Genomic DNA, 25,599 nt, shown 5'->3' on the forward strand with positions numbered 1-25,599 from the left:
GGTTAGAACTTCCCCCATTTCAAATAAGCTTCTTGCGGGTCCATCCCGTCAAGAATTGCATTGCGGACCTTGTTTTCGGTCTGCATCGCTGCGGTTGATTTTTCGATGATTTCATCAAGCAGACCGATCGGTATGCGCACCATGCCGTCACGGTCCCCATGCAGCCAGTCACCGGGTCGAATGAGGACATCTTCGATATTTATGTCAATTTCGGTCGCTGTCGGCAGCCATTGCCCAACGATGTCTTTGGGCGTGTGATGTGTGCGCCAGCTGGGGAACCCCAGATCCAGCAGGAAATGACTGTCGCGCAAGCCGCCATCCAACACGCACCCCAGCACACCTTTGCGGTGCAATGTCTCTGCCGACAGTTCGCCCATTTGGGCAAGGCTATGGGTGTGCGGTTGTGCTGTCCAAATATGGTCTGCAGGGCACTTGGATAGCAAACCCGTCCAAGCCAAAAGCGTCTCGTGCGGGTCTGCGGCTTCGTCCAGCCGACCCTCAATCGTGAAAGCAGGGCCGCACAGCGTCATTTCCGGCTGCAGCGGACTAATCCGAGGAGGTAGTGTAAAATTACGCAACCCCATCGCGCGCATAACGTCATGCACAACGCCAGTGTAGCATTTTTTGAACGTCAGAATCCGTGGATCACTCATGATAAAAAACCTCTTCCATCATTGCCCACCATTCGCCCTCGGCACGGGTCTTTAGTGGGTCTTGCATGGGCATACATATGTCCCACCATTCTTGGGTTTTTGGATCAACTGCCATTGCTGCGGCATCAGCTGCAAAATCTGCCCCGTGATATTCCCAGTACCCAAACAGCAAGTTTTCGGGTTCACGCAGATGAATTGAATAATTGCGAATATTGCAGGCCGTGATCTGTACCAAGATCTCTGGCCAGGTTTCAGCGTGAAGCTTTTTGTAGGCGGGAATGCTCTCTGGTTTTATCCCGATTACCATTGCCATACGTTCCATTAAGATCCTCCGATTTTTGCGCTCAGACCCGCAACTGAACGGGCATCGATAGCGTCCCAATCCCATGCAATTCCCAAACCCGCGACAGAAGGGGCGATGGCACGACCACCAATAATTTTGAGTGGGGCGGTCGTGATCTCATCTAGCTGCGGAATATATTCAAGCATGGGCGCATTCGGCACCGCGCAAGTCAGGCTCACGTGCAATTCCATCAAGAAATGCGGGCAAATGGTGACATTAAACGCCTCGGCCATATGCGCAATCTTAAGCCAAGGTGTGATGCCCCCAACACGAGCGACATCAGCCTGCACAATGGTGCAGGCATTGGATGCCAAATAGTCTTTGAACTGTGAGAGTGAGTACATGCTTTCGCCCACCGCAATTGGCACGGGCGAGACTGTATTTAACTGGACATGCGCGCCGATGTCATCCGCTGGCATGGGTTCCTCGAACCAACCGATGTCAAATTCGGCCATCATGTCAGCGCGGCGGCGGGCCTCAGACAATGTGAACGACTGATTGGCATCCACAAGAATTTCATAGTCGTCGCCAACCGCGTCCCGGACCGCCCGCAAGCGTGCACGATCAGCGGCCAATGTAGGCTTACCGATTTTGATCTTGGAGCCCGCAAAACCTTGTGCTTGCATCGCCAACGCATCCGCAACAAGCGCATCGGTGTCGATGTGCAACCAGCCGCCTTCGGTCGAATAGAGTGGGACTTCTGGCTTTGCGCCGCCGGCAAGACGCCACAAAGGCAAACCGGCCCGCACACAGCGCAAATCCCACAGCGCCGTATCAATCGCCGCAAGCGCCAGCGACGTAATCGCTCCAACCGCAGTCGCATGCGTTGTTAGCAAAAGATCGCGCCAAATGCCCTCGATCTCTTCGGCTTCGCGCCCGATTACTGCGGGCAGCAACGTTTCGCGCAACAAGCTGATAATCGCAGGGCCACCCGACCCGATAGTATAGCTATAGCCAGTGCCGACCCGTCCATCCGCATCTGTCAAACGCACAATCGGCGTTTCTTGAGATACAAAGGATTGGATTGCATCAGTGCGCATGACTTTTGGGGTCAGATCAACCATCAACACATCAGCTTGGACAATCGTTGCCATCAGTCAGTCCGCACTGACTTGCCGGTGCCGGCATCAAACAAATGCGCCTTGTCCATAGCAACATCAAATTCCAGCACCTCGCCGGGAGCTACATTGCGAGGTCCAAACATCTTTCCCTGCGCCTCTTGTCCGGCAAGGGTCGTATAAAGGATCGTTTCCGTGCCGAGCGGTTCAGACAAAATAATAGGCAAGGTAACTTTGGCACTATCGCCACTCTCAGCAATGCCGTGCCCAACAGGGGTGAGGTCATCGGGACGCAAACCAAAGACAACCTCTTGGCCATCGCTGACAAGGTCCGCCAAACGAGCGGGAACGGGCAGAGACCGTTCATCCGCGAAGACGATTTGACCGGACTTGATCGTCGCCGGCACAAGATTCATCGGGGGCGAACCGATAAAGCTGGCGACAAAGGTATTAACTGGATGATTGAATACATCCATCGGTGTGCCAACCTGTTCGATATGCCCGTCTTTCATTACGACTATTCGGTCAGCAAGCGTCATCGCTTCGACCTGATCGTGCGTGACGTAGACAACTGTGGTTTTCACCTTTTGATGCAGCTTTTTGATCTCCGTGCGCATCTGGACGCGCAACTTGGCATCAAGGTTAGACAGCGGTTCATCAAACAAGAACGCTTGCGGATGGCGTACAATGGCACGGCCCATTGCAACACGCTGGCGTTGCCCTCCAGAGAGTTCAGCAGGTGTGCGTTCCATCAACTCATCAAGGCCCAAAATCTCGGCAGCTTCGTCAACGCGCTTTAAGATCGTCGCCTCGTCCTGCTTAGCAATTTTTAGCCCGAAGCCTAGGTTTTCGCGGACCGACATATGCGGATAAAGCGCGTAGTTCTGGAAGACCATCGAGATATTGCGCTTGCGCGGCGGCAGATCATTGACCACGTCAGGGCCGATTGACACCGTCCCGTCCGAGATATCTTCCAACCCGGCAATCATCCGCAAAGTCGTTGATTTCCCACATCCCGAAGGACCCACCAGCACGACAAATTCATTGTGGGCGATATCAAGGTTGATGCCGTGCACAACCTCGGTCTTGCCGTAACGTTTGATGACATTGTGAAGCTTAATCTCAGCCATATTCTATCCTTTGACCCCACCAAACGTGAGACCCGCGATGAGGTGTTTTTGCACGAGGAACGTCAGGATCAGCGCAGGTACGATGATAATCACCGCCATCGCTGACATGCCGGCCCAGTCAATCGTGAACTGTGCGGTGAAGTCCATCAGTCCCACAGGCAGCGTTTTGCTGTCTGTAGACCGTGTTAGGTTGCTGGCCAGCGCGTATTCATTCCAAGATGTAAGGAACGCGAAGATACCCGCGCTGGCGATGCCAGATTTAGCCAGCGGAAATTCGATTTTCCAAAATGCCTGCCAACGGGTGCAGCCATCAACCTGTGCTGCCTCTGACATTTCCTTGGGAATTTGCCGAAAGAACCCGTCGATCAGCCAGATCGTAAAGGGGATGTTCAGTGCAACATAGACAATGATCAGGCCCATTTTTGTGTCAATTAACCCAAGACGGCTCCAAATCATGAAAATCGGGAGCGACAGCGCAATACCCGGAACAGTGCGTGACAGCATCATGCCCAAGAACATTCCGTTCTTAAATTTGAACCGGTAGCGGGCAAAAGCATAGCCACCCGACATGCCGATCAACAACGCGATCGCGGTGCTGGTCAACGCGATGATCAACGAGTTCATAAAATACGATGATACGGGGATCGCGACTTGGTTGGCCCCAAGCCCAAAGATTTTGGCGAAGTTATCTAAGTTGGGATTCTGCGGTATCCAGATTGGCGGCTTAGCCAAAACTTCACCGTTCGGCCGAAACGCCGTGAGAACGACCCACAACCCTGGCAGGCAGATGATGAGCATCAAGATAAAGGTCAGCAACCATGTGACAACGGCACCGGTTTTTTTACGCAATGAGCCAGACATTATTCTGCGCCTCCCATGTATTGGCGGGCCGCAAGCAGCTTGGTGAAGAAATAATAGGTGAAGGCGATCGACAGCAGGATCGAGATATAGGCCATCGCATTTGCCTGACCCATACGTGCATTATCGTAGCCTGTACGCGCGATCAGGGTCCATAAAAGCTCTGTTCTGCCAGCGGGCCCACCACCTGTCATCACATCAACGATGTCATAGGCACGGGCCACATCCAAACTACGGATCGTCATGGCGATGAATACAAAAGGCATCAGAAACGGCAGCGTAATATGGCGAAAGACTTGCCAGGGATTACAGCCATCGACTTTTGCGGCCTCAAGCGGATCACGCGGCATTGCAAACAGTCCGGCCAGCAACAAAATGGCGAAAACCGAGGTGCTCATCCAAACCTCTGCAAAGATGATCGAAAAGTTCGCTAGGTATTTATCCACCAGCCAAGGGATCGCACCGTCACTGAGGCCAAGCGATTGGAGTGCATTGTTGAGAATACCGATATTGTCGTTGAAGACGAATTTGAATTGGTAGCCCACCAGAATGGGCGAAAACATCATCGGGAACATCATGATCGTGCGCAACGTGCGCTGTCCCCAAGTGATCTTGTTAATCAACAGGGCAATCCCCAGACCAAGCAAGAATTCGACATTAAGCGCAATTGTCAGGAAGATGATCGTTTTGCCAAAGGCAGACCAAAAGTCACCATCCGCAAAGATGCGCCGGTAGTTGCGCAAACCCACCCACTCCCAAAGACTTTCGGGGCGGATCAACCGGTAGCCTGTAAAGCTCGTGTAGAACGAAAACAGCAAAGGCACGAGGACCACGAACAACAGTGTAAGGACAGCTGGCAATAACAGCAGATAGGGCGTGTATTTTTCGCGCTGCCAAAACCATGGGGGCTTAGTGGCCATAAGAAGCTGCCTTTGATCAAAGAAAAACACCGGCGCAGACATGAAGCGTCCGCGCCAGCTTAGGGAGAAACCTAGAGGTAACCAGCGTCTTCCATCACGAGACGGGCGGCTTTTGCGGCCTCGTCCAGCGCTTCTTGTGGTGTCTTTTCACCCAAGATTGCGGCCTGTAGCTGTGGCCAAATCTCGTTTGAAACTTCGATCCACGGCGTGATCAGCGGTGGCGTGAACGCATCCTCTGACATCGAGATCGCATAGGTTTCGAACACCTCGACAAGGAAGTCATTGCCGTCTGCGGTGAACTGCGCTTTGGCGTCATCCCAAACCGCGGCACGTGTCGGCAAAAGCCCTGCTGTCGCTTCGACCATCTGACTGTCATGGCTTGTCAGGAAGGTCACAAGCGATGCAGCCGCATCCACATTATCGCATGTCTCAGTGATCGAGAACGTATGGCTCCCGGACCAACCAGTCCGAATTCCAGCAGATCCCTTTGGCGCGCGCACAAGGCCGATATCACCGGCAATCTTTGAGTTTTCAGGATCGTTGAAGAACGACGCCCATCCCGCCCAATCTAGGTTCAATGCAACGGTGCCGGATGCAAAACCAAGACCAGTATCATCCCAAAGGTAGTTCAACGATCCCGCAGGCACAGCCTTTGCTTCGTAGAGATCTTTGAAGAAGTTCACCGCTTCTACTCCAGCAGCGGAATTAAAGGTTGGGTTCCAGTCTTCGTCAAATAGCGCACCGCCGTTGGCGACCAGCATTTCGTAGAAGCGTCCAGTGATGGCTTCGTCTTTGCCAACGAACTGCGTGCCGTAGAACGTAGGCGCGTCAGCAAAGAACATCGCCTGATCTTTGACTTGGTCCCATGTTTCAGGTGGCGTCAAATCATATCCGTATTCCGCCTTGAAGCCGGACAGATTGTCCGCATCTTCATAGAGCGACTTGATGTAGTACAGGTTCGAGATGTCTGAATGGCGCGGTAGCTGAACCAAGCGGCCTTCAACGGTTGAGTTCTGCAAAGCAAGCTCTTGGAACTCACTCAGGGTGCTTTCCGCGATGACCCCGTTCAGGTCCATGTAGATCGACCCATATTGCGGGGCAAAGCTGGTGTGGTTTGACCCAACGCACCAATCAAGCGAACCTGCTGCGATGTCTTGCTTGATCTCGCGGTCCAGTTCGAAGTGGTTCTTACGAGACAGCACGTCGACCGTGGCACCTGTCATCGCCTCCCATTCGGCGATACGCGCATAAAGCGGTTCATATTGTGCACCGCCTATGAGTTTCACACGCAGCGTGTAATCGGCAAAACTCCCATAATCGATTTCTTGTGCTGCAACTGTTGTTGCGGTGATACCGGTCAGCGCGGTTGCTGCCAGCAGTGTTTTGAACGTGATATTGGTCATTTGTTCCTCCCTTGGATGATCGACCGTCATTCCGCCGCTGTCTGCGGCTTATTAGTTGCCAGAACACGCGCTGTGTCCTGACCCAGTGCGGGGGCCGCGCGATCAGATTTGAGCGTCGCCCCGTTGATGCGAATTGGGCTGCGCAAGGTTTCAAGCCGCACCGTCCCGTTCCGCGTAATTGTTTGTTCGAAATCCAACCTCCGATAGGCGTCCGTTGCCCGCATCTGCGCCCAATTTAAGACCTCAGAGCACCAGATATCAGCAGGTTGCAGCACCGCGAGCCACGCGGCCGTAGTGCGCGTAGCAATCTGCGCGGCCAACACGGCTTTGATTTTATCGCGTTTGGTCATCATGACCTTCGCGTCGTCATAGTAGGACTCGAGACCCGTAATCTCCAACAGATCAGCCAGCACCTGCAAAGACGGCGTCATTGCGAGGGCTAGAAAACCATCTTGTGTTTCATAGACGCCGTAGGGCGCGCCCAAGTACGCATGCGCCCCGTTTATGCCGCTCCGGGTAGGTAGGCGTTCGCCGTCATTAAGATGTGTGGATAAGACCTCGAATTGGAAATCGATCATTGCCTCTAGCAGACTGGTCTGCACAAGCGCACCGCGCCCGTGAATGCCACGGCCAACAAGGGCAGCAAGGATGCCTTGAGCCAAAGAATTTCCCGCAAGCATATCCGCAACTGCCAGCCCCATTGGGGTCGGTGGATGATCTGCACTGCCGCTCAACCACAAGAGGCCCGAACGTGCTTGGGCGAGCAAATCCTGTCCCGGCAGATCTTTCCAAGGGCCATCTTCGCCATAGCCCGAAATGCTGCCGTAAATGAGCCGGGGGTTAATCGCTTTGATGTCGTCATAGCCAAAACCATGACGCTCGATCACGCCGGGGCGAAAGTTCTGGATTAGCACGTCAGCCGTCTTGATAAGCTCAACCAAAGCGTCCCGGTCATCGGGGTCACGCAGATCCGCAGTCACACTTTCTTTGTTGCGGTTGATTGCGTGGAACAGTGAATTGTCGCCGTCAATGTCCGTATCAGACAAATATAAGTGACGGCACAGGTCTCCCTGCCCGGGGCGCTCTATCTTTATCACCCGCGCACCCAGATCGGCCAGTTTTAGCCCACATAAGGGACCGGACAAGAACTGGCTAAAGTCAACGACTACAAGCCCATCCAAGGGGCGTTCGGATTGCGGTAAGACCCTCATTTGCGGCTCTCGCGGTAGGCCGCATCTAGGCGGTCAAGCGTTTGAGCCGGTGTCGCGTCACCGCGCAAACACGCATGCAGGATATCGCCACCAAGCTCCTGAAAGGACATGTACCCATCATATCGCGGACGCAACCAAGAGGTTTCCAGCGTTGCACGCGTGTTGCGGAAAAAGTTGCGCGTGGCGGCATTGGCGTTGTCATCTTCCCACGCAGCCGCATTGCTTGGCTGACCACCACTTTCAAAGAACAAGCCAGTTTGGCAAGCATCGCCAGCAATCCAAAAAGCGTAATCCGCTGCAATATCTATGTGCTGGCATTGGCTAGAAACTGCGATGCCCGTACCACCAATCACGGTACCCTGTGGCCCATTGCCTTCAAGACCAGGCGCATCAGCAAAGGTGATCGGAAATCGACAATATCCAGAGCGACTATAATTTGTATAACCATATCCGAAGGGGCAGTAGGCTGGCGCGTCCGCTGTCCGACCCATCCACTCCAACACGCCAATGGGATCCAACGTCAGGCAGCGCGGATCAACTTCAGCTGATAAGCCCATCAGCAGATCAAGAACACCCTGCGCCGCATCACGGTCCATCAGAAATTCGGGATCGTTGGCCACTGGAATGCCCTGGTTGCGGGCCAAGCCAAAAAAAGTCATCAACGTGTTAATCGGGATCAGCGCCAGCGCAACCTTACCCGCATTGGCAAGGGTCATAACCTCGTTCCAACGGGTTGGCGCGGCGTCAATGAGATCAGGCCGGAAGGATGCGACAGGCGTTGCCGCATCAATCGCCAACCCCCACTGATGCCCGTTGAAATTGTAAGACGGATGCGAAGCCCCAACGGATTGCCCTGCCAACCGGGCTAGGGCGGCGTCACGGCCCAGCGTGTCAAGTGCAACCAATTGGCCTGATCCGGCGACTTCACCTACGTGCGGGTGATCGATTACCATCAGATCATAGGCGGCTGCCATCTCAGCAATCGGGCGATCTGCAAAAGCCTGAAGGGAGCGCTTTTCCCAGGTTATCGCTACATTGGGATGGTCTCGTTCGAACTGTGCGGAAGTCGCCAGCATCGGATCGACGCCCCGGCTGTGGTCCCATGTCATCCCGCGTAATACAATCTTAGCTGTCACCACTGGCTCCCTCGGGATCGCGGTAGAGAGCCGTCATCAGATGTTCGCAATATAGCGCCAATTCGCCGTTGCCCTTGTAGACCGAATAGCTGACGCGCACTTTGCCCATCTTGTTGTCTTTGGGTTCCTTGGAAAGGTTCTCGCGGATTGTGTAAATCGTATCACCGATAAAGACCGGCTTGATAAATCGCAGGCGGTCGTAGCCATATGAAAATGAGTTCAGACAATTCGTGGCCGCCAGGCCCAGCCCATATGAGAACACCATCGCGCCCGCGACGAGGCGCTTGCCAAAAACACCCCCCTCAGCGGCAAATTCTTGATCACTGACGTAAGGGTGGTGGTCCATAACAAGACTGTTGAACAACATCGATTCCCCCTCGGAAATCGTCCTCCGGATTGACCGGATTTTATCGCCGATCTCAAAGTCTTCGAAAAACCAGTTCTCGGCATTCCAGACAGGGATTTCAGCGTGATCATCCGGCAAACCCGGCAATCCACGCGCATGTACGCCAATTTGCGCCACTTGATCCTCCCCTTCGTCGCAACCTCTAAACCATAGCATTTAATCTTTTTATATGTCAAAGTTATTTGTATATATAAAATCTAAACTGATATGTGCGAGGAGATACAGCGTGGAAATTGAACAATTCTTTGAAGATTACGAAGCGGGCGCGCAGCGCAAAACACTGGGCCGCACCATCACCGAGACAGATATTGTAGTACATGCCGGTCATACGGGCGACTTTTTCCCGCACCATATGGACGCAGAATTCTGCGCCACCCGGCCGTTTGGCCAGCGCATCGCACATGGCACAATGACCTTTGCGATTGGCGTAGGCTTGACCGCAACACAGATTAATCCACGCGCCTTTACCTACGGCTATGAACGTCTACGGTTTCCCAATCCGGTCCATATCGGCGATACTATTCACACCGTCGTCACCATCGGCAACAAGTCCCCAGACCCAAAGCGCAAGGGATTTGGGCAAGTTGTCGAGGTCACAGAAACAAAGAAACAAGATGGCAACACGGTGATGTACTGCGAGCATATACTCTTGGTCGAAATGAAGGAGACAGGTGCATGATGACGGACCTGACACAAAGCTGGCCCGCACCAAGTGCGCCAAAACCTATCGTCATCATCGGAGCGGGAGGTATTGTCCGTGACGCGCATATGCCAGCCTATGCAAAAGCAGGTCTGACAGTGACCGGCGTAACCGATCTGGACGCCGAGCGCGCCAATAGTCTGGCGTCCGATCACAACATTCCAAATGTCTACGCTAGCGTCCAAGACGCCGCCGCCGCTGGTGGCACTGATGTGGTTTATGATATCGCGGTCCCTCCGCACGCGATTGCGCCGATATTGCGCGATCTACCTGACGGAGCAGCGATGCTGATCCAAAAACCCATGGGTGCCGATCTGGTCCAAGCCCGCGAGATTAGACAGATATGTCGCGACAAAGGACTAAAGGCTGCAGTCAACTTTCAGCTGCGATTTTCACCCATGATGATGGCTGCTCGGGGCGCGATTGCGTCGGGGCTTATCGGAGAACTGCTCGAAATCGAGGTGCATCTGAACATCTTTACTCCTTGGACGCTGTTCCCCTTCTTAATTCCGATGGAGCGGGTCGAAATCGCAGTCCACTCCATTCACTATTTGGATACAATTCGCGCCTTGGCAGGCAATCCTGACGCGGTTTTTGCGCGCTCTATGCGTGACCCTCGCGCGGCGGATTTCGCACAAACACGCACCTCAGTTATTTTGGATTACGGCGATACACTGCGCGGCACGATGTCGATCAATCACAACCACCAGGCAGGACGCAAATTTCAATCCGCTTGGTTTCGCGTTGAAGGCACGACAGGTGTCATGATGATAAAACTGGGCGTGTGCTTTGACTATCCCAACGGAGAAGCAGACGAGCTTTGGTTCTGCAAAAACGGAGGCGACTGGGAACAGATCGCGCTAGAAGGCGGCTGGTTCATCGAAAGCTTCATGGGAACTATGCGCAATGTTCAACGGTTTGATGCTGGGGAAGACAACCATCTTTTTGCCGGGGTTGAGGACGCCTATCAAACGATGGCACTGGTCGAGGCCTGCTTTGACAGCATGAAAACCCCTGGAACCCCACTCAATCTTGGCTAGTAACTTCCGCCAAGGCTCTTGCTGATTTTTCCGGCTGTCTCAACAAGTGCATTCTTGCAGTCTTCAAAGGTGACCTGATCGCCAAAACGCTCAATATGCGGGATGGTCAACGCCGCGGTCGCATGGCCTGCGTGATCAAATATAGGGACCGAGATGTTTACGACGCCCCTGACCACAAAACTATCGCGCACCTCTAATCCGGTCGCCTTAATCTGCTCAAGCTCTGCGATAATTTGACTTGCTTTGCTGTCGCTAGGGACAGGTACATCCTTCATCAATTGTGCCACGTCCGCCTTGGGCAAATAAGCCATAATTACGCGCCCTGAAGACGCCTCCCAAAGTTCAATCTTGGCCCCTAACCGAACTGACAGCACATTATTGCCGGGGGAATTCGTCTGCCCAACCACCAAGATGCCATCGCCACTTAAGATCGCTAGATGAACAGACTGATTGGTAACCCGTGTCAATTCGCGCATCTTAGGTTCAGCCGCTGCTGTTAGTCGGCCCACAATCGGGATGCGGTGGGCAATTTCAAACACAAATGTAGTCAACAGATATCGATCCGACACTGGGTCTTGAGCCACGTAGCCGCGCTCTTGCAAAACCATCAACATCCGGAAAATTTCGCCCACGGACCGATTCAGCGCGCGGGCAATCTCCGATTGGGTCAATCCAATGTCGTGTTGCGACAGCAACTCGATGATATCGAGGCCCTTTTCCAATGCCGGCGCCGAATAGGTTGGGTTCACTTTTTTGGTCATCTACATAAGTTATTCGATTATGAGCGATGTTTCCATTGCAACAATTCAATTTCCCGTCTGTCCCAAAAACGCGAGCTTTCAGAAATTTGGCGACCTTCCTGGGTAAACTCTTTTTCAAGAGATGACTTGAAATTGGGCATGTTGGCAAGGCCCTCGGTATCAGCAGAGCACCTTGTCCAGGCTTGCTCAAGTCCGAATTCAGATGGCTGAATGGAATGTCGAATCCTAGGTTTCGGGACCATAAGAGCGCGGGCAGCTTTCATGCGAGCGCCGCATTGTCCTCAAGCCAAAACATTCTTATTTTTTCAGTGTCTTCCATCGTCGATGCACCCAAAGCCACTGCTCCATATGCGCACGAACTTGGCGTTCCAGGCTGTCATTGAGGGCCTGGGTCATCCCCTCAGGGTCCGCATGCGGGATCGGCGCTTCCACCACTATTTCAAAGGTCATGCCGTCAGAATTTCTCAGCCCGTAGCAAGGGATCAGCAGCGCGTCGTAGCGCAGAGCAAGCTCCGCTGCTGAAAGGGCCGTGTACGCGGTATGGCCAAAAAACTTCAGCGGAGCGCCCGCGCTCATGTGCTGGTCGATCAAAAGCGCGATTGTGTTGCCTTGTTTGAGAAATTTCACCATCTGACCCATGCCGCGACGGCCGCGAAGAAAGAGTGGCGTGCCCACCTGACTAATGCGCGAAACGTAGAAATCATTGAAAATGCGATAGTTCATGCTGCGGTAAAGCCCGCCCACATTATGCCCCCGCTCGATCAACTTGGCGCGCGCAATATCATAGTTACCGACATGGCCCGAGACGATAATGATCGGGCGCCCCTCTTCGCGGGCAGCGTCAAGCGCCGCCATACCTTCTCCGGTCATAGGCGATTTGGCCGCCGTCGCGATCAGATCTTGAGGTGAAAACAATTCGGCGAGTGTCCTGCCAACTTGATCCGGCACAGCCCGTGCCATCTGCTGTTTTTGGATTTCAGGCATATCCGGAAAGATCATCGTGAGATTGTCGCGTACGCGCTTTGGGTACCCTAAGATCGGCCCGACGATCCGCGACATGGTCCATCCCATCATTGGAACGCGCCAACGATACGGTAGGATCCCCAGCAACCTGATAACAGCGATCATCGCAAAACTAACAGCGGCATTCCAAGGATCGAATCCGCTCTCCTGCTTTTTTTCCTTGCTGGTCGTGGCCATAATATTTCCGTTATGTCTGCTTGCGTTTTGCTGTGATCTTTGAACCGCTTGGCAATTATGGGCAAGCACCCCAGCCCAGCGCAAAAAAATCTGCCTCGTAGCCTGCCCCGCTTACGATATTTCTCAAGGCCTCTAGCCCAACCTCTTAACACTCAAAGTTGTCTATACTCCGTTCTACCTGACATTCTTCAAGTAGAACGCCTTTTCCAGCAGTTTGTTGTTTTTTTTACCACAATCAAGCGTCCTAGGCTGGCTGTGCCAGACATAAGTTTTTGATGCACGGCCTAAGAGCGACTTCTGATTTAGCTACAGATTTTCGCGCATTTATGGATCATCGAAACATGGCCAGACAGACAAATGAATTTGGTCTCGCTCAGTTCCTGATACTTAAACCCCCTTGCCACAAACAGCAGCTAGCCCAGTTGACGGACGACCCCGCTCTATCCTTGATCAACCGGGTTTGCCGGTTGGTCAGCGACCAGTCAGCGAGCGCGCCGAGAAGGCCTGCTCCTTCCAGGATGACACCGAAATTGTCGACCAGTGCATTAAGCTGAAGTTGCACCCCATTCTATGCTTCGCCCCTCTTGGTCGGACTAACGGAACTATCCATGTTTGACGGGTCGACCTCCACAATGCAAAGCAGACAATATCTCAATGAAACAGCTAATCCAGCAAAGTAACGGATTACCTATCTACCTTTTTCATAGCTATCATTTTCATAGCTATCATAAGGTCTGATCAGGAGCGCAGCCTAGAAACACAGTCTGTCCAATGAAAGTTGCTGCGATTCTTTCTGACCTTCGTGGCCTTCGCAATTTCTGGCTGCGATGACCGCATTGTTGATTGAGCCCTTGACCAAAAAATCAGTCTCTTACATCGCCATCGTGCACCCCAATTTCTTGAGGAACACTGGTCATTTCGCCTTTTCCTCGCCCAATAAATTAATAAGCGCTAATTAATAAATATACCCGCAACACAAACATCAAAACGTGGCCGTCCGCCTCGCTCTAATCAACGGGCAACCCATGATCGTATTCTCGACGCTGCTCTTGAGGTGTTCTCTGAGCACGGGTTTGACGGGGCGACAGTCCGCCAAATTGCAGCAAAGGTCAGTGTCACTGATCCAGCGCTCTATTCCCATTTCAAAGGAAAGAAGGAGATTTTTGAAGCCCTCATGAGAGAGGCGGGTCCTGACCTTCTTGGGACCGTTGCTGGGGGTGTAGGGTTGGATCAGTTTCCGGCACAAATCGCGATCCCAAAAATGTTTGGCTCGATCGTCGAAGCTTGGACGGCACCGCGCGCCAGAGCCTTCATTTCACTCGTCTTGCGTATGGGGCCCGATGGCATTGGCAACGCATTAAAGGAGGTTTCAACGCAATTGCGACCCGTCTTTGACACGTGGCAAGCACGCGGCGAGTTGCGGGCTGACATCTCGGCTGAGGTTGCCATATGGCAGGTGATCGGCCCACTCTCAGCGCTCCGAATAACCTACATGAATGGCGACGCGTCTTCGACTGACGTTGCACACGGCACAAAGCTCGCGCTTGCCCATCTTGACCTGATTACCCGCACTCTTACCAACACAAGGGGAGAGGTCACATGAACGGTCACACCAATACGCTTCAAATCGTTGGCCCCAAAGATCAGTTCCCCAAAGTGACCCTGATGGAACCTGTTTCGTCCGGATACGTGATGCTCGCGCTTGAAGGTGATCACCGCCCGCCGATCGGGTTTTTCATCCAAAGCGGCCGTAAGACGCGTCTGATAGGCGACCTCAAAGCATTGGCGCAGTCGTTGTGGACCAAGCGCGACGTCCTTGATGTGTCTGTCTTTAAAGCGCTGATTGTGCCACCGGGGCGCGGCGCATTTTTGAAAAAACGTCCCAATGTCGAAGTCGCGCGGTTCGACATCGTGATGCTAGTTGAATTCGGAAGCCTTGAGGCGGCTCAACGCGTCAGCGAGACGCCGCAATGGCAAGAAACCTTCGCTTCGGCCGAACAAAACTCCCACAAATCCGTCAACATTTCAGCAACAAACACCCGCCACATAGGGCCTGTCGATCACTCCCGCGATGGCGTTTTTCTGTTCAACTATTTCTATGCGGAAAGTTTGGACATCAACTTAAAGTTCTGGAATTACACCGCTGGTTGGCTTCAAGGCCAAACGGGCCACGATAACTCCACCGTCCTTTTGCCGCACGAAGCGTCCAAACTGCCCTACACAATCATCAATCATTGTAGGTGGGATCGGTTGAGTTAAGCCGCCAGATAACTTTCTCATACGCCTTGGCTGAGACCCCAGGTGAGTGTAGCTATTGCGAAGAGGAGCGCGAGCATGTCGCTCCGTTCGACAATATCGCTGAGTTTATTGGTGAACGCATGGGCGCATTCTACGGCCGTGCGGTAGATCAACTCCCCTACATTACCCGCGAGGGCGGGTATCAAGGCCGGCACGAGGACACATACGATTGTCTGCTAGGGTCTATCGGCATTGCCATTAACTCAAAGCGGCCAAAGTTGCTGACAGATGACCTGGTTTCTAATATTCGCGACGATGCATGGTGCGATGCATGGTGCGATTACGACTGGCTGTCACTCGATATAGATCAAAGTCTCCAATCTAGCTGGAAGCAGTTCTGTCACGTGACCAAGGGCCAGAGACGGTTTTTCTTCCATCACATAGGCGAACCTGAGACTTCCCACCCCGATGAGCGCTCAATTTTCGGGTTTCTCAATGAACTCGCCACATTGATTGAGGCGCGCGGATTGATACAAACGCTACCCAAAGGAACATCTTTCTACAGAGCACGCCAAAACAAAAATAGCGACGGCTGGTCAGCGGCACTGGAACTAGGGCCGCCTCCTGTAGAGGTGTCTTTGCAGTCGAACAGAATGAATCCGCCCGGCATTCCGATGTTCTATGGGGCGGATACGACCGATCTCGCCGTTGCGGAAACCCGACAAATCGATGTAACAGTCGGCCGGTTCGAAACGAACAGGCTAATCCGCGTTGTTGATTTGGCTAACCTGCCACCCGTTCCAGGATTCTTCTCCGAGGCCACGCGAGAACACTTACAGACGTTAGAATTCTTGCACAGCCTTTCAGAAACTATGGCGGAGCCCGTCGCACAGAATAACAGCGTCAATGTCGACTACATTCCCACGCAGATTCTAACCGAGTTTCTCCGAGACTACGACTTCGCTGATGGCCCAATTGATGGGATCAGCTATGTAACCGCTTTAGGGTTGCAATCCTTCAATACCGTATTGTTCGCGACACGCGAGAATGTGACTGACGATATCGATCTCTCAGTTGGTGAGTCGCGCTGGCTGGTCTTGACCGATACGGAAGTTTGCTCGGGTTGAACGTTGGCTTTTGATAAATGCGCCCCGTGATCCCGCCTCCACAGCGAATGTCAGCCTTCCGCCCTTCGTGCTGATGGGTACAGAACCCGGCCTATCGATACGGACTCCGGTCGCGGCAATTCCGCACCGCACGCAGGTTCATCACATTTATGGCAGGGCTTTCAAGGGATCAACGAAAGGTGGCCCACAGGGTGGCCCAATACAAACTCATTGACTTCAATATATTGATAAATATAGAAAATTCGCGATTTTGTGGTGCCCAGGAGAGGACTCGAACCTCCACACCGTTGCCAGTACTAGCACCTGAAGCTAGCGCGTCTACCATTCCGCCACCTGGGCAGGTGTCGTGAAGGCTGCGTCTAAGCCCAAGTCGGCGAGCTGTCAAACGGTATTTCAGCCGTTTCTAGAGCGTTTGGACGAAAATTCTACTTAGAGAAGATGGGACTTTGGAGGATGGCCATGTCCCCTTGTTTCAAGCCTAGCAAAACGGTACATCCGGGATGTCACAACATAGAGGCAGAGCATGTCTAAGCTGGTTACCATTTATGGCGGTTCGGGTTTTGTAGGGCGCTACATTGCGCAACGTATGGCCAAAGAGGGTTGGCGTGTTCGCGTCGCGGTGCGGCGTCCGAACGAGGCGATCTTTGTGAAACCTTACGGATCGGTTGGTCAGGTTGAGCCAGTATTGTGCAATATCCGCGACGATGCCTCGGTGCGCAGCGTGATGCTGGGCGCGGATGCGGTGATCAATTGCGTTGGCGTCCTGAGCGAGAACGGCAAGAACTCCTTTGACGCGGTTCAAGCCGAAGGTCCTGAGCGGATCGCACGGATCGCAGCAGAATCTGGCGTGGCGCGAATGGTCCACATCTCAGCCATTGGGGCAGATGTAGACAGTAGTAGCGAATATGCCCGGACCAAAGCCCAAGGCGAAGCTGGCGTGCTCCGGCATATGCCGGGGGCAGTAATTTTGCGCCCGTCGATTGTTTTTGGCAATGAAGATGAGTTCTTTAACCGGTTTGCAGGCATGACACGGATGGGTCCAGTGCTGCCAGTTGTTGGCGCGGACACAATGTTCCAACCCGTTTATGTGGATGATGTCGCCAAAGCAGCTGTGTTGGGTGCATTAGGCACAGCTGAGGCTGGGATTTATGAATTGGGCGGGCCGGTTCAGGCGTCTTTCCGAGAGTTGATGGAACAAATGTTGACCGTGATCCGGCGTCGCCGGTTGGTACTGAACATTCCATTCTGGGCGGCCAAGATAATGGCGTTTGGTTTCGACATGCTGCAAAAAATTACGCTGGGGCTTATTCCCAATTTCATGATCACCCGTGATCAGGTTAGAAACCTTAGAAATGACAATGTCGTATCTGATGGCGCAAAAGGTTTTGAGGCGTTGGGCATCAAACCGGTAAGTATGACGTCGGTGCTGCCTGACTACCTTTGGTGCTTCCGTCCTTCAGGCCAATATGACGCGATCAAAGAATCAGCACAAAATTTGCGTAACAGCTAATGGACATCTCAACGACGATTGTCGCAGCCCTTCTTGGGTTGCTCGAAGGGCTGACTGAATTCATCCCGGTCTCCTCTACCGGGCATATTTTGTTAGCGGGTCATTTCCTTGGCTTCGACAGCGCAGGCAAGACCTTTGAGGTCGTGATCCAGTTAGGTGCGGTGTTGGCGATCTTGACGCTGTATTCAGCCAAACTTTGGGCACTGTTTCGCGACGCACCTCATGACCCGGCGGCACGGCGGACGATCCTTTCGGTTCTGATAGCCTTTCTACCCGCTGTTTTCATTGGCGTCCTAGCGCATGACTTTATCAAGACAGTGCTTTTCGAGACGCCTAAGCTGATTGCAATTATGTTGATCCTTGGGGGGATTGTTCTGGTCGTTGTGGACCGCATTGCACCTGAGCCTAAGTATGACGATGCAATGAAGTTCCCCATACCGATGGCTCTAAAAATTGGCTTTATTCAGTGCCTTGCAATGGTGCCGGGTGTGTCACGCTCGGGTGCAACGATCGTAGGTGCCTTGATGCTTGGTGCTGATAAACGCGCGGCTGCGGAATTCTCTTTCTTTCTATCAATGCCGACAATGGCCGGGGCTTTTGCATACGACCTTTATAAGAACCGCGATGTGCTAGACACGTCAGCCTTGAGCGAGATTGCTGTTGGCTTTGTAATCGCATTCATTAGTGCGGTAATGGTCGTTCGTTGGGTGCTTAGTTACGTAAGCCGACATGGCTATGCGCTTTTTGGCTGGTGGAGAATAATAGTAGGATCAATCGCGTTGGCTTTCTTGTCCTTCGGATTCTAGATGTTTTGCTTCCACCGTTTGATCTAAGCAACCAAACGATTAAATATCGTAATACTCACGATACCAAGTAACAAACTTATCAATCCCGTCCCTCAGGTCGGTTTGCGGTTTGTACCCTGTCAGTTTTTGCAGCAAATCAGCATTCGCCCAAGTGGCATAGACATCGCCCAGCTGCATTGGCATGTAATTGCGCTGCGCCTTTTTGCCGAGGCTTTGTTCAATGGCGTCTACAAAATCTAACAATCGGACCTTTTCGGAATTGCCAATGTTGACCACCCGGTAAGGTGCTACGGGTGAAAGGCTGTCTCCTTCAGGCACGATGCCGTCTTCGGGGCGCACAGGCTTGACGTCAATCAACAAACGGATGCCTCGGACTAGATCGTCAACATAAGTAAAGTCGCGAAACATGTCGCCGTGGTTGTAGATATCGATTGGGCGATCATCCAAAATCGCATCCACAAATTTGTAGTAGGCCAGATCTGGACGGCCCCACGTGCCATAGACCGTAAAAAACCGGAACATTGTCGTCGGAATGTTCCAGAGATGCGCATAGGCATGCCCCATGCTTTCATTGGCTTTTTTGGTCGCGGCATAGATCGTCAGCTGAGTTTCAGTGCGGTCGGTCTCGTGAAACGGCATTTCTGTATTGGCACCGTAAACGGACGAGGTTGATGCCATCAAAAGATGCTCCACCTCCAACCGCCGCGCCGCTTCCATCACATTGAATGTACCGATGACGTTTGTTTCCAAATATGCGCGTGGATTCTCGAGCGAGTAGCGCACACCGGCTTGCCCCGCGAGGTGTACGATGATTTCTGGTTGGAACTCACCGGCCATCGTATCAAAGAGCGCCTGATCTTCGAGCATGCCTTCGGTCATTGAGAAATTCGGCGATTGCAATAGCATCGCATGACGACGTTGTTTGAGCCGTACGTCATAGTAATCGGTCATTCCGTCGAAACCGTGGACGCGGAACCCTTCGGCAAGAAGCAACTTGGCAAGGTGGAAACCAATGAAACCAGCGGTTCCAGTAATCAAGACGCGGCGCATGGTGTGAATTTCTCTGTTGGTTGTGTTGTGACCGGGTCTACACGCCCGCCCGTCCGGCACAAAGCACTAACCGAACATCAAGAGAAGTTCCCGTTGGCAGAACCGCGTTCGCACATTGTTTGCCTATCGGCCTGGCCAATCGCTTAAGGCTTTCTCCAAACGATCCAACCCTTCTTGCAGGTTCACAGCCGTCCCGCCACCAACGCCCAGCCTTATGTGGTTCGGTTGGTCATACGCGCTGCCGGGCAGAAGGAATGTCCGGTATGGCTCAGCCAGCAGGAAGCGCGCAAACTCATCACTGTCGATCCTTTCTGGCAATCGGCCCAACCCAATGAGGCCAGCCCGTGGAGCGACCCAGCTGAGCCCGTCTTGCTCCCTGACCCAAGCATTCATCTGGGCAAGATTGCGTTGCCCCGCGTCCCGCGCATCCGCCAAAGCGCTGGCGTAGCGACCCGGTCGCAAGGCGATCTCCGCGATAACTTCGCCCATGATATTCATTATCTCGCTCGAATTTTCGCGCAAAATAACGGCGTCTCGGATCAACTCAGCATCGGGGCAAATCATCCATCCCGTGCGCAGACCTTGCAATCCTAACGCCTTGCTAACGGACCCTGTTGTGATCCCCCGTTCGTACATACCGGCCACAGACGGCGCGCGCTGGCTGTCCCATTCAAGCCCGGCATAGACCTCGTCCACCAGCAGCCACGCACCCTTGGCACTGGCAATAGTGACCAGTTCAGCCAACGCGTTTGTGCTCAGTAGATCGCCGGTGGGATTGTTGGGGTTGGTGATGAAAATCATACGTGTTTTATTCGTCACGGCATCGCGCACCTGACCCAACGGCAGTTGCCAACCGTCTTCTTCGCGCCGAGTAATCTTGACCACCTCAGCGCCAATTGCCTTAGCCAACACCTCCGCTTGGGGCCAGCCGGGCGTTTCAATCACGATCTGGTCGCCCGGTTGTAGCAACTGCATAATGGCGAGGTAATTCGCTTCTGCGGCACCTGCGGTGATCAACACGTCCTTGGCCGTACATACTCCCCCAAGGCCGGCTTGGCGCAACACATGGTCGCGCAATTCGGGCAGACCCCGAAAATCACGATTATTCCAATCCAGAGACTGGTTGGGGTCAAGGTCATCAATGAAATCGCCAAGCGTCGGCGACTGCGCAAGCGAGAAGCCCACGATGGCCTCTGGCGCGGCATCTGTGGTCTCCAGCAAATATTCAAACAACGTGTGTATCTTGACTTTCACGCCCGCGCTCCCGCCTACTAACCCCGCAAAAGGGGACTTTTCTATGAGTATCGAAGTTGCGCTGAAGGGCAAACCAAAACGGCTTGCGGTGCTGGATTACGGACTGTTTCAAGTGCACGCGAACAACCGGGTTATCGGCATTTGTGGCTTTGTCATTCAAACCGATGCAGATGAAACGGTACTGATCGACACAGGATTTCCCGCAAAATACGCGCAGGATGCTGAAGCCGCGACCATTGAGGATGACCTTGGCAGTTTGGGCCGCGTCTTATCAGTTACAACTGATAATATGGCGGGCCCACAATTGGCAAAACTGGGGCTCGCGAAATCTGACGTCACTCTCATGATTCAAAGCCATACCCATATCGATCACGTTGGCGACATGGCGGGATTTCCGGGTGTTCCAATTCTGATTTCCGCAGCAGAGCGCGCCTTACCTCGGCCGCTTTATTGGTCAGGCAAACAGACGATGGATTGGCCAGGTGCTGACTACGCGTTGGTTGATGCTGACATGGAGTTGGGCGATGGGTTCAAAGTATTGCTCTGTCCAGGCCATGCGCCCGGGCAGTTGGCTTTCCTCATCGATTTGCCCAAGACAGGTGCCGTCCTGCTCACCTCAGATGCGATTAGTCGTGCCAGTGAGGTGGACGAGAAGTTTGCAGGATCTTGGAATGTTCCACTGGCGATCCACCACGGCGACCGCCTGATGCAACTGGCTTCCGAGCGCGATGCATTGGTCATCTATGGCCACAGCCCCGAGCAATGGCCGACGCTGCGCAAAGCACCGAATTGGTTTACCTGACGTCGCGCCCTTGGTTGAGGATAATGACATTCCCGCTTGATACATCGCCTGCTGGCGAAATCAGAAAACCAACCCAAGCGGCTATCTCAGCTGGTTGCATTGCGCGGCCATGCGGCATTTGAGCAATGGCCTTCGCCAACACTTCTTCACTCAAGACACCAAAAAGCGGCGTCTCCGTCATGGCAGGCGCGATTGAATTTACCGCAATTTTCTCATGCGCATAACGCCGCGCTAGGTCCTTGGTCAGCGTATCAAGGGCGGCCTTCGAAGCACGGTAATGCGGCGGGTCAAACACATCGAAATTATACGCCCCATTAGATGAAATATTGACGATCTTGCGGACGCCTTCACGGCCGGCCATCAGTTTAATCGCTTTCTGACAGCAGTAGAACGCACCGGTAAAGTTGAGCTTCATCTGCTGCTCGAACTCATCTGCCGGAATATCGGGGAATTCAGACATAAAGCAGGTGCCGGCGTTGTTAACCAATGCATCAATGCCGCCGTGCTTTGTTGCAATCTGTGCAAACGTCGCCTTGATCGCCTCTGCATCCATTAAATCTGTGGTCGCCGCCTCGAACCCGTCCTGCGCCATTTCAGCCAAGCCGTGCGCATCGATATCAAGCCCGACCACATGCATCCCGTCTGCAATCAATCGCGCACAAATCGCGCGCCCCATGCCGCCAGCGGCTCCTGTTACGATTGCTATCTTCATCAGTCCCGCAATTCCCCTCGGTTGGCGTTCTGCCTCATGTCGTTAAGTGTAGACGTCGCAATTTTTCGGCGCAAGCTGAGGGCCGGCCCGATCGCTCAAGTCACGCATCCGCAAAGTATACATTTGACGCATCGCGCCAAATGAAACCAAGCTCTTTGTGTGACCCACTTCCCTGGATACCCGAAGCGATACCGGCAAGCAGCATGCGGCACTTTGACCAGTTCGACCACAAACTAAGTAAACAATCCCTCCACGCAAAGCACTCGACGTTTTCCACTTGCGGCCAGCAGGAACTTTGGCAAATCTAGAAGTTTCAAAAAAACCCTTTGAATGCTATGAAACTTTTGCATTTCTGATGCAGTTCTGCGCAAGTTGACGAACCCATAACGCCAGGAGTTTACGTGTCCCTTTTCATTATCGTTGCCCTGCCATTCTTTGGAGCGTTGCTTCCGGGTATCATGAATTCCGCTGGTCGATCCGCCTGCGCTGGCGTGACGTTCACTGTCTCGCTTGCAGCGTTTATCGGTCTGCTGACGAACCTGCCGACGGTGCTGGCTGGCGAGGTGGTGATGGCGCGGGTCGATTGGATGCCGATCTTAGGCCTGAATTTTACCTTGATGCTAGATGGGTTGGGCTTTTTCTTTGCCCTGTTGATCCTTGGGATCGGGCTACTGATCATCGCTTATGCGCGGAATTACCTTAGCCGTGACGACAATATGGGCCAGTTTTTTACCTACCTGCTGCTTTTTCAAGGCGCGATGGTTGGGATCGTTCTGAGCGACAACATCCTTTTGCTTTTGGTTTTCTGGGAACTCACATCGCTCTCGTCCTTCTTGTTGATTGGGTATTGGAAACATCTGCCGGAGGGTCGGCAAGGCGCGCGGATGGCCTTGACGGTAACCGGCATGGGTGGCCTCGCGATGATCGGTGGCATGCTGATTTTGGGACAGATCGTCGGCAGCTATGACCTGAGCGTCATTCTCCAGCATCGCGAATTGATCCAGGCGGACCCGCTTTATGTACCCGCACTGATCTTGATCTTGCTGGGCTGTTTTACCAAGTCGGCGCAGTTCCCGTTTCACTTTTGGCTACCGCACGCGATGGCCGCACCCACCCCTGTTTCCGCCTACCTGCACTCGGCGACGATGGTAAAAGCTGGCATCTTCTTGATGGCGCGGATGTGGCCAGTGCTTTCAGGTACACCTGAATGGTTCATGATCGTCACAACGGCCGGGCTTGTGACCATGATTCTGGGCGCGGTTATTGCGCTCTTTAAGCACGACCTGAAGGCGCTTTTGGCTTTCTCAACGGTCAGCCATTTGGGTCTAATCACCATGTTACTTGGGACCGGCACCGCCTTTGGTGCCATGGCGGCGGTGTTTCACATCCTCAACCACGCGACCTTTAAGGCCGCGCTGTTTATGTCCGCTGGAATCATTGATCACGAGGCGCACACCCGCGACATCCGACGCCTAGGTGGTTTGCGAAAACTGATGCCGGTCACGTTCGTGATCGCGTGTCTGGCCGCCCTGTCGATGGCAGGCATTCCGCTCCTTAATGGGTTTCTCTCAAAAGAGATGATGCTGGAGGAAGCCAACCATACAGTGCTCTTCGGTTGGCCATTGCTAGTACCGGTTATGGCAACGGCTGGATCGATCTTTTCTGCAGCCTATTGTTTCCGTTTGATCGGCCATGTTTTCCTTGGCCCAGTGCGCGACGACTATCCAGCCAAGCCGCATGATCCGGGCGTCGGCCTATGGCTACCGCCAGGTATTCTGGTGGTCTTAGTTGTTGTGATTGGCGTCGCACCATTCGTAGCGGAGCCCTTCGTGAAAATGGTCACCGCCTCCGTATTAGGTGGTGAGGTCCCGGTACCAAATGCTCATTTCAAGATTTGGCACGGGTTTGTTCCAGCACTCTATATGTCGATCATTGCAACGGTTGGTGGCCTGATGATGTTGATGATTTTCAATCCAACATTGCGGTTTTGGGATGCAACGCCCCGGCCCGAAGCTAAAACGATTTTTGACGTCATCATCGGGGTCTCCGTGCGGTTGGCAAAGGGGGTGATACTTCCATTGCACAACGGCTCATTTTCCCGTTACGCGGCTATCGGATCAGTTACGATTATTGCCCTTGGCCTGCACGCATGGATGTCTGGCACGGTCGGGCCACAAACCCGCACAATGCAGGCCGCTGGTCCTGTCGAAATTGCTGGTTGGGCAATGCTGGTGGCTGCAACCGCTGGACTTGTTCTAATGCACCGGAGCCGCTTTTTGTCGCTTATCCTCATTGGCATTGTCGGGCTTATGGTCTCAATCGGCTTTGTCTTCTTCAGCGCGCCCGATTTGGCCATGACGCAATTCACCGTTGAGGTTGTGACGATCATCCTGCTCTTGCTCGCGCTTAACTTTTTGCCAAACCGTACACCGGTAGAAAGTTCAGTTCTGCGCCGGGTACGTGATGCGGCTATCGGGGTTGCAGGCGGCCTTGCAACATTTGCACTGGCTTACCACTATCTTCTGCGTGATGCGGTCAGCTCGCCCATCTCGGAATTCCATTTGGCCAACTCCTATAAAGGTGGCGGCGGGACCAATGTGGTCAACGTGATCCTCGTCGACTTCCGTGGATTTGACACCTACGGCGAAATCATCGTTTTGGGGATCGCCGCTTTGCTGATCTACGCCCTGACAGAGACCTTATTGGGCGGGCCTGTGCGTGCCAGGTTGCTGAACCGTAAACCCGACCAACCACGTGCTGGCGACATGCATCCTATGATGATGGTCGTGCTGACACGGGTTATAATGCCAGTGGTGCTTCTGGTTGGCTTCTACATCTTTTGGCGCGGTCATAACGAGCCCGGTGGCGGGTTTATTGCAGGGTTGATCGTATCAATCGCCGTGGTGATGCAATATATGGCCAGCGGATTCTCGTGGGCCTCCGCGCGCCTGAAATATCCATATCATGGGGTCATCGGCGCAGGCGTGTTGATTGCAGGTGCCACGGGTATCGGCTCTTGGTTTGTGGGTAAACCTTTCCTCACATCAGATTTCACGTATGTGCGCATCCCACCTTTCGAGAAATTCGAACTCGCGACCGCAGCGCTCTTTGATCTTGGCGTTTTCCTTGCGGTGGTTGGTGCCGTTATGCTGTCGCTCGAGAGCTTCTCGCGCCTTGCACGGCGCGCACATGTACCAGACAGCGATCATCCCATGGATATCGATCCATCCCGAGATGATCCGCCTGCTGACCCCGCCGCATCCGTAAAGGAGGGCGTGTGA

The 25,599-nt window shown here is 53.4% G+C and carries 24 protein-coding genes and 1 tRNA gene; 9 read left to right on the forward strand and 16 right to left on the reverse strand.

All coding sequences use genetic code 11. The annotated features are described in order from the left end of the window. Positions 1 to 2: 2 nt before the first annotated feature. The 10 genes from C1J03_RS22560 to C1J03_RS22605 all read right to left on the reverse strand — a co-directional run bounded on the left by C1J03_RS22560 (position 3) and on the right by C1J03_RS22605 (position 9,274). A complete protein-coding gene (locus C1J03_RS22560; RefSeq protein ID WP_114888626.1) occupies positions 3 to 653 on the reverse strand; it encodes an RraA family protein in 651 nt (216 codons plus the stop codon). Next, positions 646 to 975, reverse strand: a complete 330-nt coding sequence (locus C1J03_RS22565) for an L-rhamnose mutarotase (protein ID WP_114888627.1) — start codon at positions 973 to 975, stop codon at positions 646 to 648. Before C1J03_RS22565 ends, C1J03_RS22560 begins: the two co-directional genes overlap by 8 nt. Continuing rightward, the gene (locus C1J03_RS22570) at positions 975 to 2,090 is read right to left on the reverse strand and encodes a mandelate racemase/muconate lactonizing enzyme family protein (RefSeq protein WP_114888628.1); all 1,116 of its coding nucleotides are present in this window, start codon (positions 2,088 to 2,090) and stop codon (positions 975 to 977) included. Before C1J03_RS22570 ends, C1J03_RS22565 begins: the two co-directional genes overlap by 1 nt. Next, positions 2,090 to 3,184 (reverse strand): ABC transporter ATP-binding protein, encoded by a 1,095-nt coding sequence (locus C1J03_RS22575; protein ID WP_114888629.1) that lies wholly within the window; start codon positions 3,182 to 3,184, stop codon positions 2,090 to 2,092. Before C1J03_RS22575 ends, C1J03_RS22570 begins: the two co-directional genes overlap by 1 nt. Before the next feature lie 3 nt (positions 3,185 to 3,187). Next, the gene (locus tag C1J03_RS22580; RefSeq protein ID WP_114888630.1) at positions 3,188 to 4,045 is read right to left on the reverse strand and encodes a carbohydrate ABC transporter permease; all 858 of its coding nucleotides are present in this window, start codon (positions 4,043 to 4,045) and stop codon (positions 3,188 to 3,190) included. Beyond that, positions 4,045 to 4,962, reverse strand: a complete 918-nt coding sequence (locus tag C1J03_RS22585; protein WP_114889151.1) for a carbohydrate ABC transporter permease — start codon at positions 4,960 to 4,962, stop codon at positions 4,045 to 4,047. The genes C1J03_RS22580 and C1J03_RS22585 overlap by 1 nt, the downstream gene beginning before the upstream one ends. Before the next feature lie 71 nt (positions 4,963 to 5,033). Further along, entirely contained in the window at positions 5,034 to 6,365 is a 1,332-nt protein-coding gene (locus C1J03_RS22590; RefSeq protein WP_114888631.1) for an ABC transporter substrate-binding protein, read from the reverse strand. Between the two features lie 26 nt (positions 6,366 to 6,391). Next, positions 6,392 to 7,576, reverse strand: coding sequence for a CaiB/BaiF CoA transferase family protein (locus C1J03_RS22595; RefSeq protein ID WP_114888632.1), 1,185 nt, complete (start codon positions 7,574 to 7,576; stop codon positions 6,392 to 6,394). Further along, positions 7,573 to 8,712, reverse strand: coding sequence for an ABC transporter substrate-binding protein (locus tag C1J03_RS22600; RefSeq protein WP_162798642.1), 1,140 nt, complete (start codon positions 8,710 to 8,712; stop codon positions 7,573 to 7,575). The genes C1J03_RS22595 and C1J03_RS22600 overlap by 4 nt, the downstream gene beginning before the upstream one ends. Beyond that, positions 8,702 to 9,274: a MaoC family dehydratase gene (locus C1J03_RS22605; protein WP_114888634.1), complete on the reverse strand. Its 573-nt coding sequence runs from the start codon at positions 9,272 to 9,274 to the stop codon at positions 8,702 to 8,704. The genes C1J03_RS22600 and C1J03_RS22605 overlap by 11 nt, the downstream gene beginning before the upstream one ends. Before the next feature lie 70 nt (positions 9,275 to 9,344). On the opposite strand from C1J03_RS22605, the gene C1J03_RS22610 reads away from it, so the two are divergent. Then, the gene (locus C1J03_RS22610) at positions 9,345 to 9,797 is read left to right on the forward strand and encodes a MaoC family dehydratase (protein WP_216825883.1); all 453 of its coding nucleotides are present in this window, start codon (positions 9,345 to 9,347) and stop codon (positions 9,795 to 9,797) included. Then, positions 9,794 to 10,858 (forward strand): Gfo/Idh/MocA family protein, encoded by a 1,065-nt coding sequence (locus C1J03_RS22615; RefSeq protein ID WP_216825884.1) that lies wholly within the window; start codon positions 9,794 to 9,796, stop codon positions 10,856 to 10,858. The genes C1J03_RS22610 and C1J03_RS22615 overlap by 4 nt, the downstream gene beginning before the upstream one ends. On the opposite strand, the gene C1J03_RS22620 is transcribed toward C1J03_RS22615, so the two are convergent. Then, complete coding sequence (locus tag C1J03_RS22620) at positions 10,855 to 11,619, reverse strand: IclR family transcriptional regulator (RefSeq protein WP_114888636.1); 765 nt, start codon at positions 11,617 to 11,619, stop codon at positions 10,855 to 10,857. The two genes, C1J03_RS22615 and C1J03_RS22620, sit on opposite strands and share 4 nt — an antisense overlap. 297 nt (positions 11,620 to 11,916) lie before the next feature. Continuing rightward, a complete protein-coding gene (locus tag C1J03_RS22630) occupies positions 11,917 to 12,819 on the reverse strand; it encodes a lysophospholipid acyltransferase family protein (RefSeq protein WP_114888638.1) in 903 nt (300 codons plus the stop codon). 1,033 nt (positions 12,820 to 13,852) lie between these two features. On the opposite strand from C1J03_RS22630, the gene C1J03_RS22635 reads away from it, so the two are divergent. The 3 genes from C1J03_RS22635 to C1J03_RS22645 are packed head-to-tail and all read left to right on the forward strand — an operon-like array spanning position 13,853 to position 16,184. Beyond that, entirely contained in the window at positions 13,853 to 14,422 is a 570-nt protein-coding gene (locus C1J03_RS22635; protein ID WP_302661630.1) for a TetR/AcrR family transcriptional regulator, read from the forward strand. Next, complete coding sequence (locus C1J03_RS22640; protein ID WP_114888640.1) at positions 14,419 to 15,078, forward strand: hypothetical protein; 660 nt, start codon at positions 14,419 to 14,421, stop codon at positions 15,076 to 15,078. Before C1J03_RS22635 ends, C1J03_RS22640 begins: the two co-directional genes overlap by 4 nt. A gap of 26 nt (positions 15,079 to 15,104) precedes the next feature. Next, positions 15,105 to 16,184 carry a HEPN-associated N-terminal domain-containing protein gene (locus C1J03_RS22645; protein WP_114888641.1) on the forward strand — a complete coding sequence of 360 codons (1,080 nt, stop codon included), beginning with the start codon at positions 15,105 to 15,107 and terminating at the stop codon, positions 16,182 to 16,184. Positions 16,185 to 16,437: 253 nt separating this feature from the next. Here C1J03_RS22645 and C1J03_RS22650 read toward each other — a convergent pair. After that, a tRNA-Leu gene (locus tag C1J03_RS22650) sits at positions 16,438 to 16,523 on the reverse strand. A 184-nt stretch (positions 16,524 to 16,707) separates the two neighbouring features. Between C1J03_RS22650 and C1J03_RS22655 the strand changes: the two genes are divergently transcribed. Beyond that, the gene (locus C1J03_RS22655) at positions 16,708 to 17,694 is read left to right on the forward strand and encodes a complex I NDUFA9 subunit family protein (protein WP_114888642.1); all 987 of its coding nucleotides are present in this window, start codon (positions 16,708 to 16,710) and stop codon (positions 17,692 to 17,694) included. After that, on the forward strand, positions 17,694 to 18,500 hold the full coding sequence (locus C1J03_RS22660; protein ID WP_114888643.1) for an undecaprenyl-diphosphate phosphatase: 807 nt from the start codon (positions 17,694 to 17,696) through the stop codon (positions 18,498 to 18,500). Before C1J03_RS22655 ends, C1J03_RS22660 begins: the two co-directional genes overlap by 1 nt. 39 nt (positions 18,501 to 18,539) lie before the next feature. On the opposite strand, the gene C1J03_RS22665 is transcribed toward C1J03_RS22660, so the two are convergent. Beyond that, the gene (locus C1J03_RS22665) at positions 18,540 to 19,550 is read right to left on the reverse strand and encodes a GDP-mannose 4,6-dehydratase (RefSeq protein ID WP_114888644.1); all 1,011 of its coding nucleotides are present in this window, start codon (positions 19,548 to 19,550) and stop codon (positions 18,540 to 18,542) included. A 123-nt stretch (positions 19,551 to 19,673) separates the two neighbouring features. Then, positions 19,674 to 20,804 carry a pyridoxal phosphate-dependent aminotransferase gene (locus tag C1J03_RS22670; protein ID WP_114888645.1) on the reverse strand — a complete coding sequence of 377 codons (1,131 nt, stop codon included), beginning with the start codon at positions 20,802 to 20,804 and terminating at the stop codon, positions 19,674 to 19,676. 43 nt (positions 20,805 to 20,847) lie between these two features. Here C1J03_RS22670 and C1J03_RS22675 point away from each other — a divergent pair, with 43 nt between their 5' ends. Then, positions 20,848 to 21,606 carry an MBL fold metallo-hydrolase gene (locus C1J03_RS22675; protein WP_114888646.1) on the forward strand — a complete coding sequence of 253 codons (759 nt, stop codon included), beginning with the start codon at positions 20,848 to 20,850 and terminating at the stop codon, positions 21,604 to 21,606. On the opposite strand, the gene C1J03_RS22680 is transcribed toward C1J03_RS22675, so the two are convergent. Beyond that, the gene (locus tag C1J03_RS22680; RefSeq protein WP_114888647.1) at positions 21,599 to 22,318 is read right to left on the reverse strand and encodes an SDR family NAD(P)-dependent oxidoreductase; all 720 of its coding nucleotides are present in this window, start codon (positions 22,316 to 22,318) and stop codon (positions 21,599 to 21,601) included. The genes C1J03_RS22675 and C1J03_RS22680 overlap by 8 nt on opposite strands. Positions 22,319 to 22,719: 401 nt before the next feature. Here C1J03_RS22680 and C1J03_RS22685 point away from each other — a divergent pair, with 401 nt between their 5' ends. Then, positions 22,720 to 25,599, forward strand: a complete 2,880-nt coding sequence (locus C1J03_RS22685) for a monovalent cation/H+ antiporter subunit A (RefSeq protein ID WP_114888648.1) — start codon at positions 22,720 to 22,722, stop codon at positions 25,597 to 25,599.

It is taken from the genome of Sulfitobacter sp. SK012, assembly GCF_003352085.1.
GTDB lineage: Bacteria > Pseudomonadota > Alphaproteobacteria > Rhodobacterales > Rhodobacteraceae > Sulfitobacter.

Bases quoted from the DNA above. Each gene is read 5' to 3' on its own strand.
- C1J03_RS22575 (WP_114888629.1), bottom strand. From the start codon at position 3,184: ATGGCTGAGATTAAGCTTCACAATGTCATCAAACGTTACGGCAAGACC.
- C1J03_RS22660 (WP_114888643.1), top strand. From the start codon at position 17,694: ATGGACATCTCAACGACGATTGTCGCAGCCCTTCTTGGGTTGCTCGAA.
- C1J03_RS22580 (WP_114888630.1), bottom strand. From the start codon at position 4,045: ATGTCTGGCTCATTGCGTAAAAAAACCGGTGCCGTTGTCACATGGTTG.
- C1J03_RS22595 (WP_114888632.1), bottom strand. From the start codon at position 7,576: ATGAGGGTCTTACCGCAATCCGAACGCCCCTTGGATGGGCTTGTAGTC.
- C1J03_RS22585 (WP_114889151.1), bottom strand. From the start codon at position 4,962: ATGGCCACTAAGCCCCCATGGTTTTGGCAGCGCGAAAAATACACGCCC.
- C1J03_RS22560 (WP_114888626.1), bottom strand. From the start codon at position 653: ATGAGTGATCCACGGATTCTGACGTTCAAAAAATGCTACACTGGCGTT.
- C1J03_RS22605 (WP_114888634.1), bottom strand. From the start codon at position 9,274: ATGCTATGGTTTAGAGGTTGCGACGAAGGGGAGGATCAAGTGGCGCAA.
- C1J03_RS22630 (WP_114888638.1), bottom strand. From the start codon at position 12,819: ATGGCCACGACCAGCAAGGAAAAAAAGCAGGAGAGCGGATTCGATCCT.
- C1J03_RS22665 (WP_114888644.1), bottom strand. From the start codon at position 19,550: ATGCGCCGCGTCTTGATTACTGGAACCGCTGGTTTCATTGGTTTCCAC.
- C1J03_RS22680 (WP_114888647.1), bottom strand. From the start codon at position 22,318: ATGAAGATAGCAATCGTAACAGGAGCCGCTGGCGGCATGGGGCGCGCG.
- C1J03_RS22655 (WP_114888642.1), top strand. From the start codon at position 16,708: ATGTCTAAGCTGGTTACCATTTATGGCGGTTCGGGTTTTGTAGGGCGC.
- C1J03_RS22675 (WP_114888646.1), top strand. From the start codon at position 20,848: ATGAGTATCGAAGTTGCGCTGAAGGGCAAACCAAAACGGCTTGCGGTG.
- C1J03_RS22565 (WP_114888627.1), bottom strand. From the start codon at position 975: ATGGAACGTATGGCAATGGTAATCGGGATAAAACCAGAGAGCATTCCC.
- C1J03_RS22590 (WP_114888631.1), bottom strand. From the start codon at position 6,365: ATGACCAATATCACGTTCAAAACACTGCTGGCAGCAACCGCGCTGACC.
- C1J03_RS22640 (WP_114888640.1), top strand. From the start codon at position 14,419: ATGAACGGTCACACCAATACGCTTCAAATCGTTGGCCCCAAAGATCAG.
- C1J03_RS22620 (WP_114888636.1), bottom strand. From the start codon at position 11,619: ATGACCAAAAAAGTGAACCCAACCTATTCGGCGCCGGCATTGGAAAAG.
- C1J03_RS22615 (WP_216825884.1), top strand. From the start codon at position 9,794: ATGATGACGGACCTGACACAAAGCTGGCCCGCACCAAGTGCGCCAAAA.
- C1J03_RS22570 (WP_114888628.1), bottom strand. From the start codon at position 2,090: ATGGCAACGATTGTCCAAGCTGATGTGTTGATGGTTGATCTGACCCCA.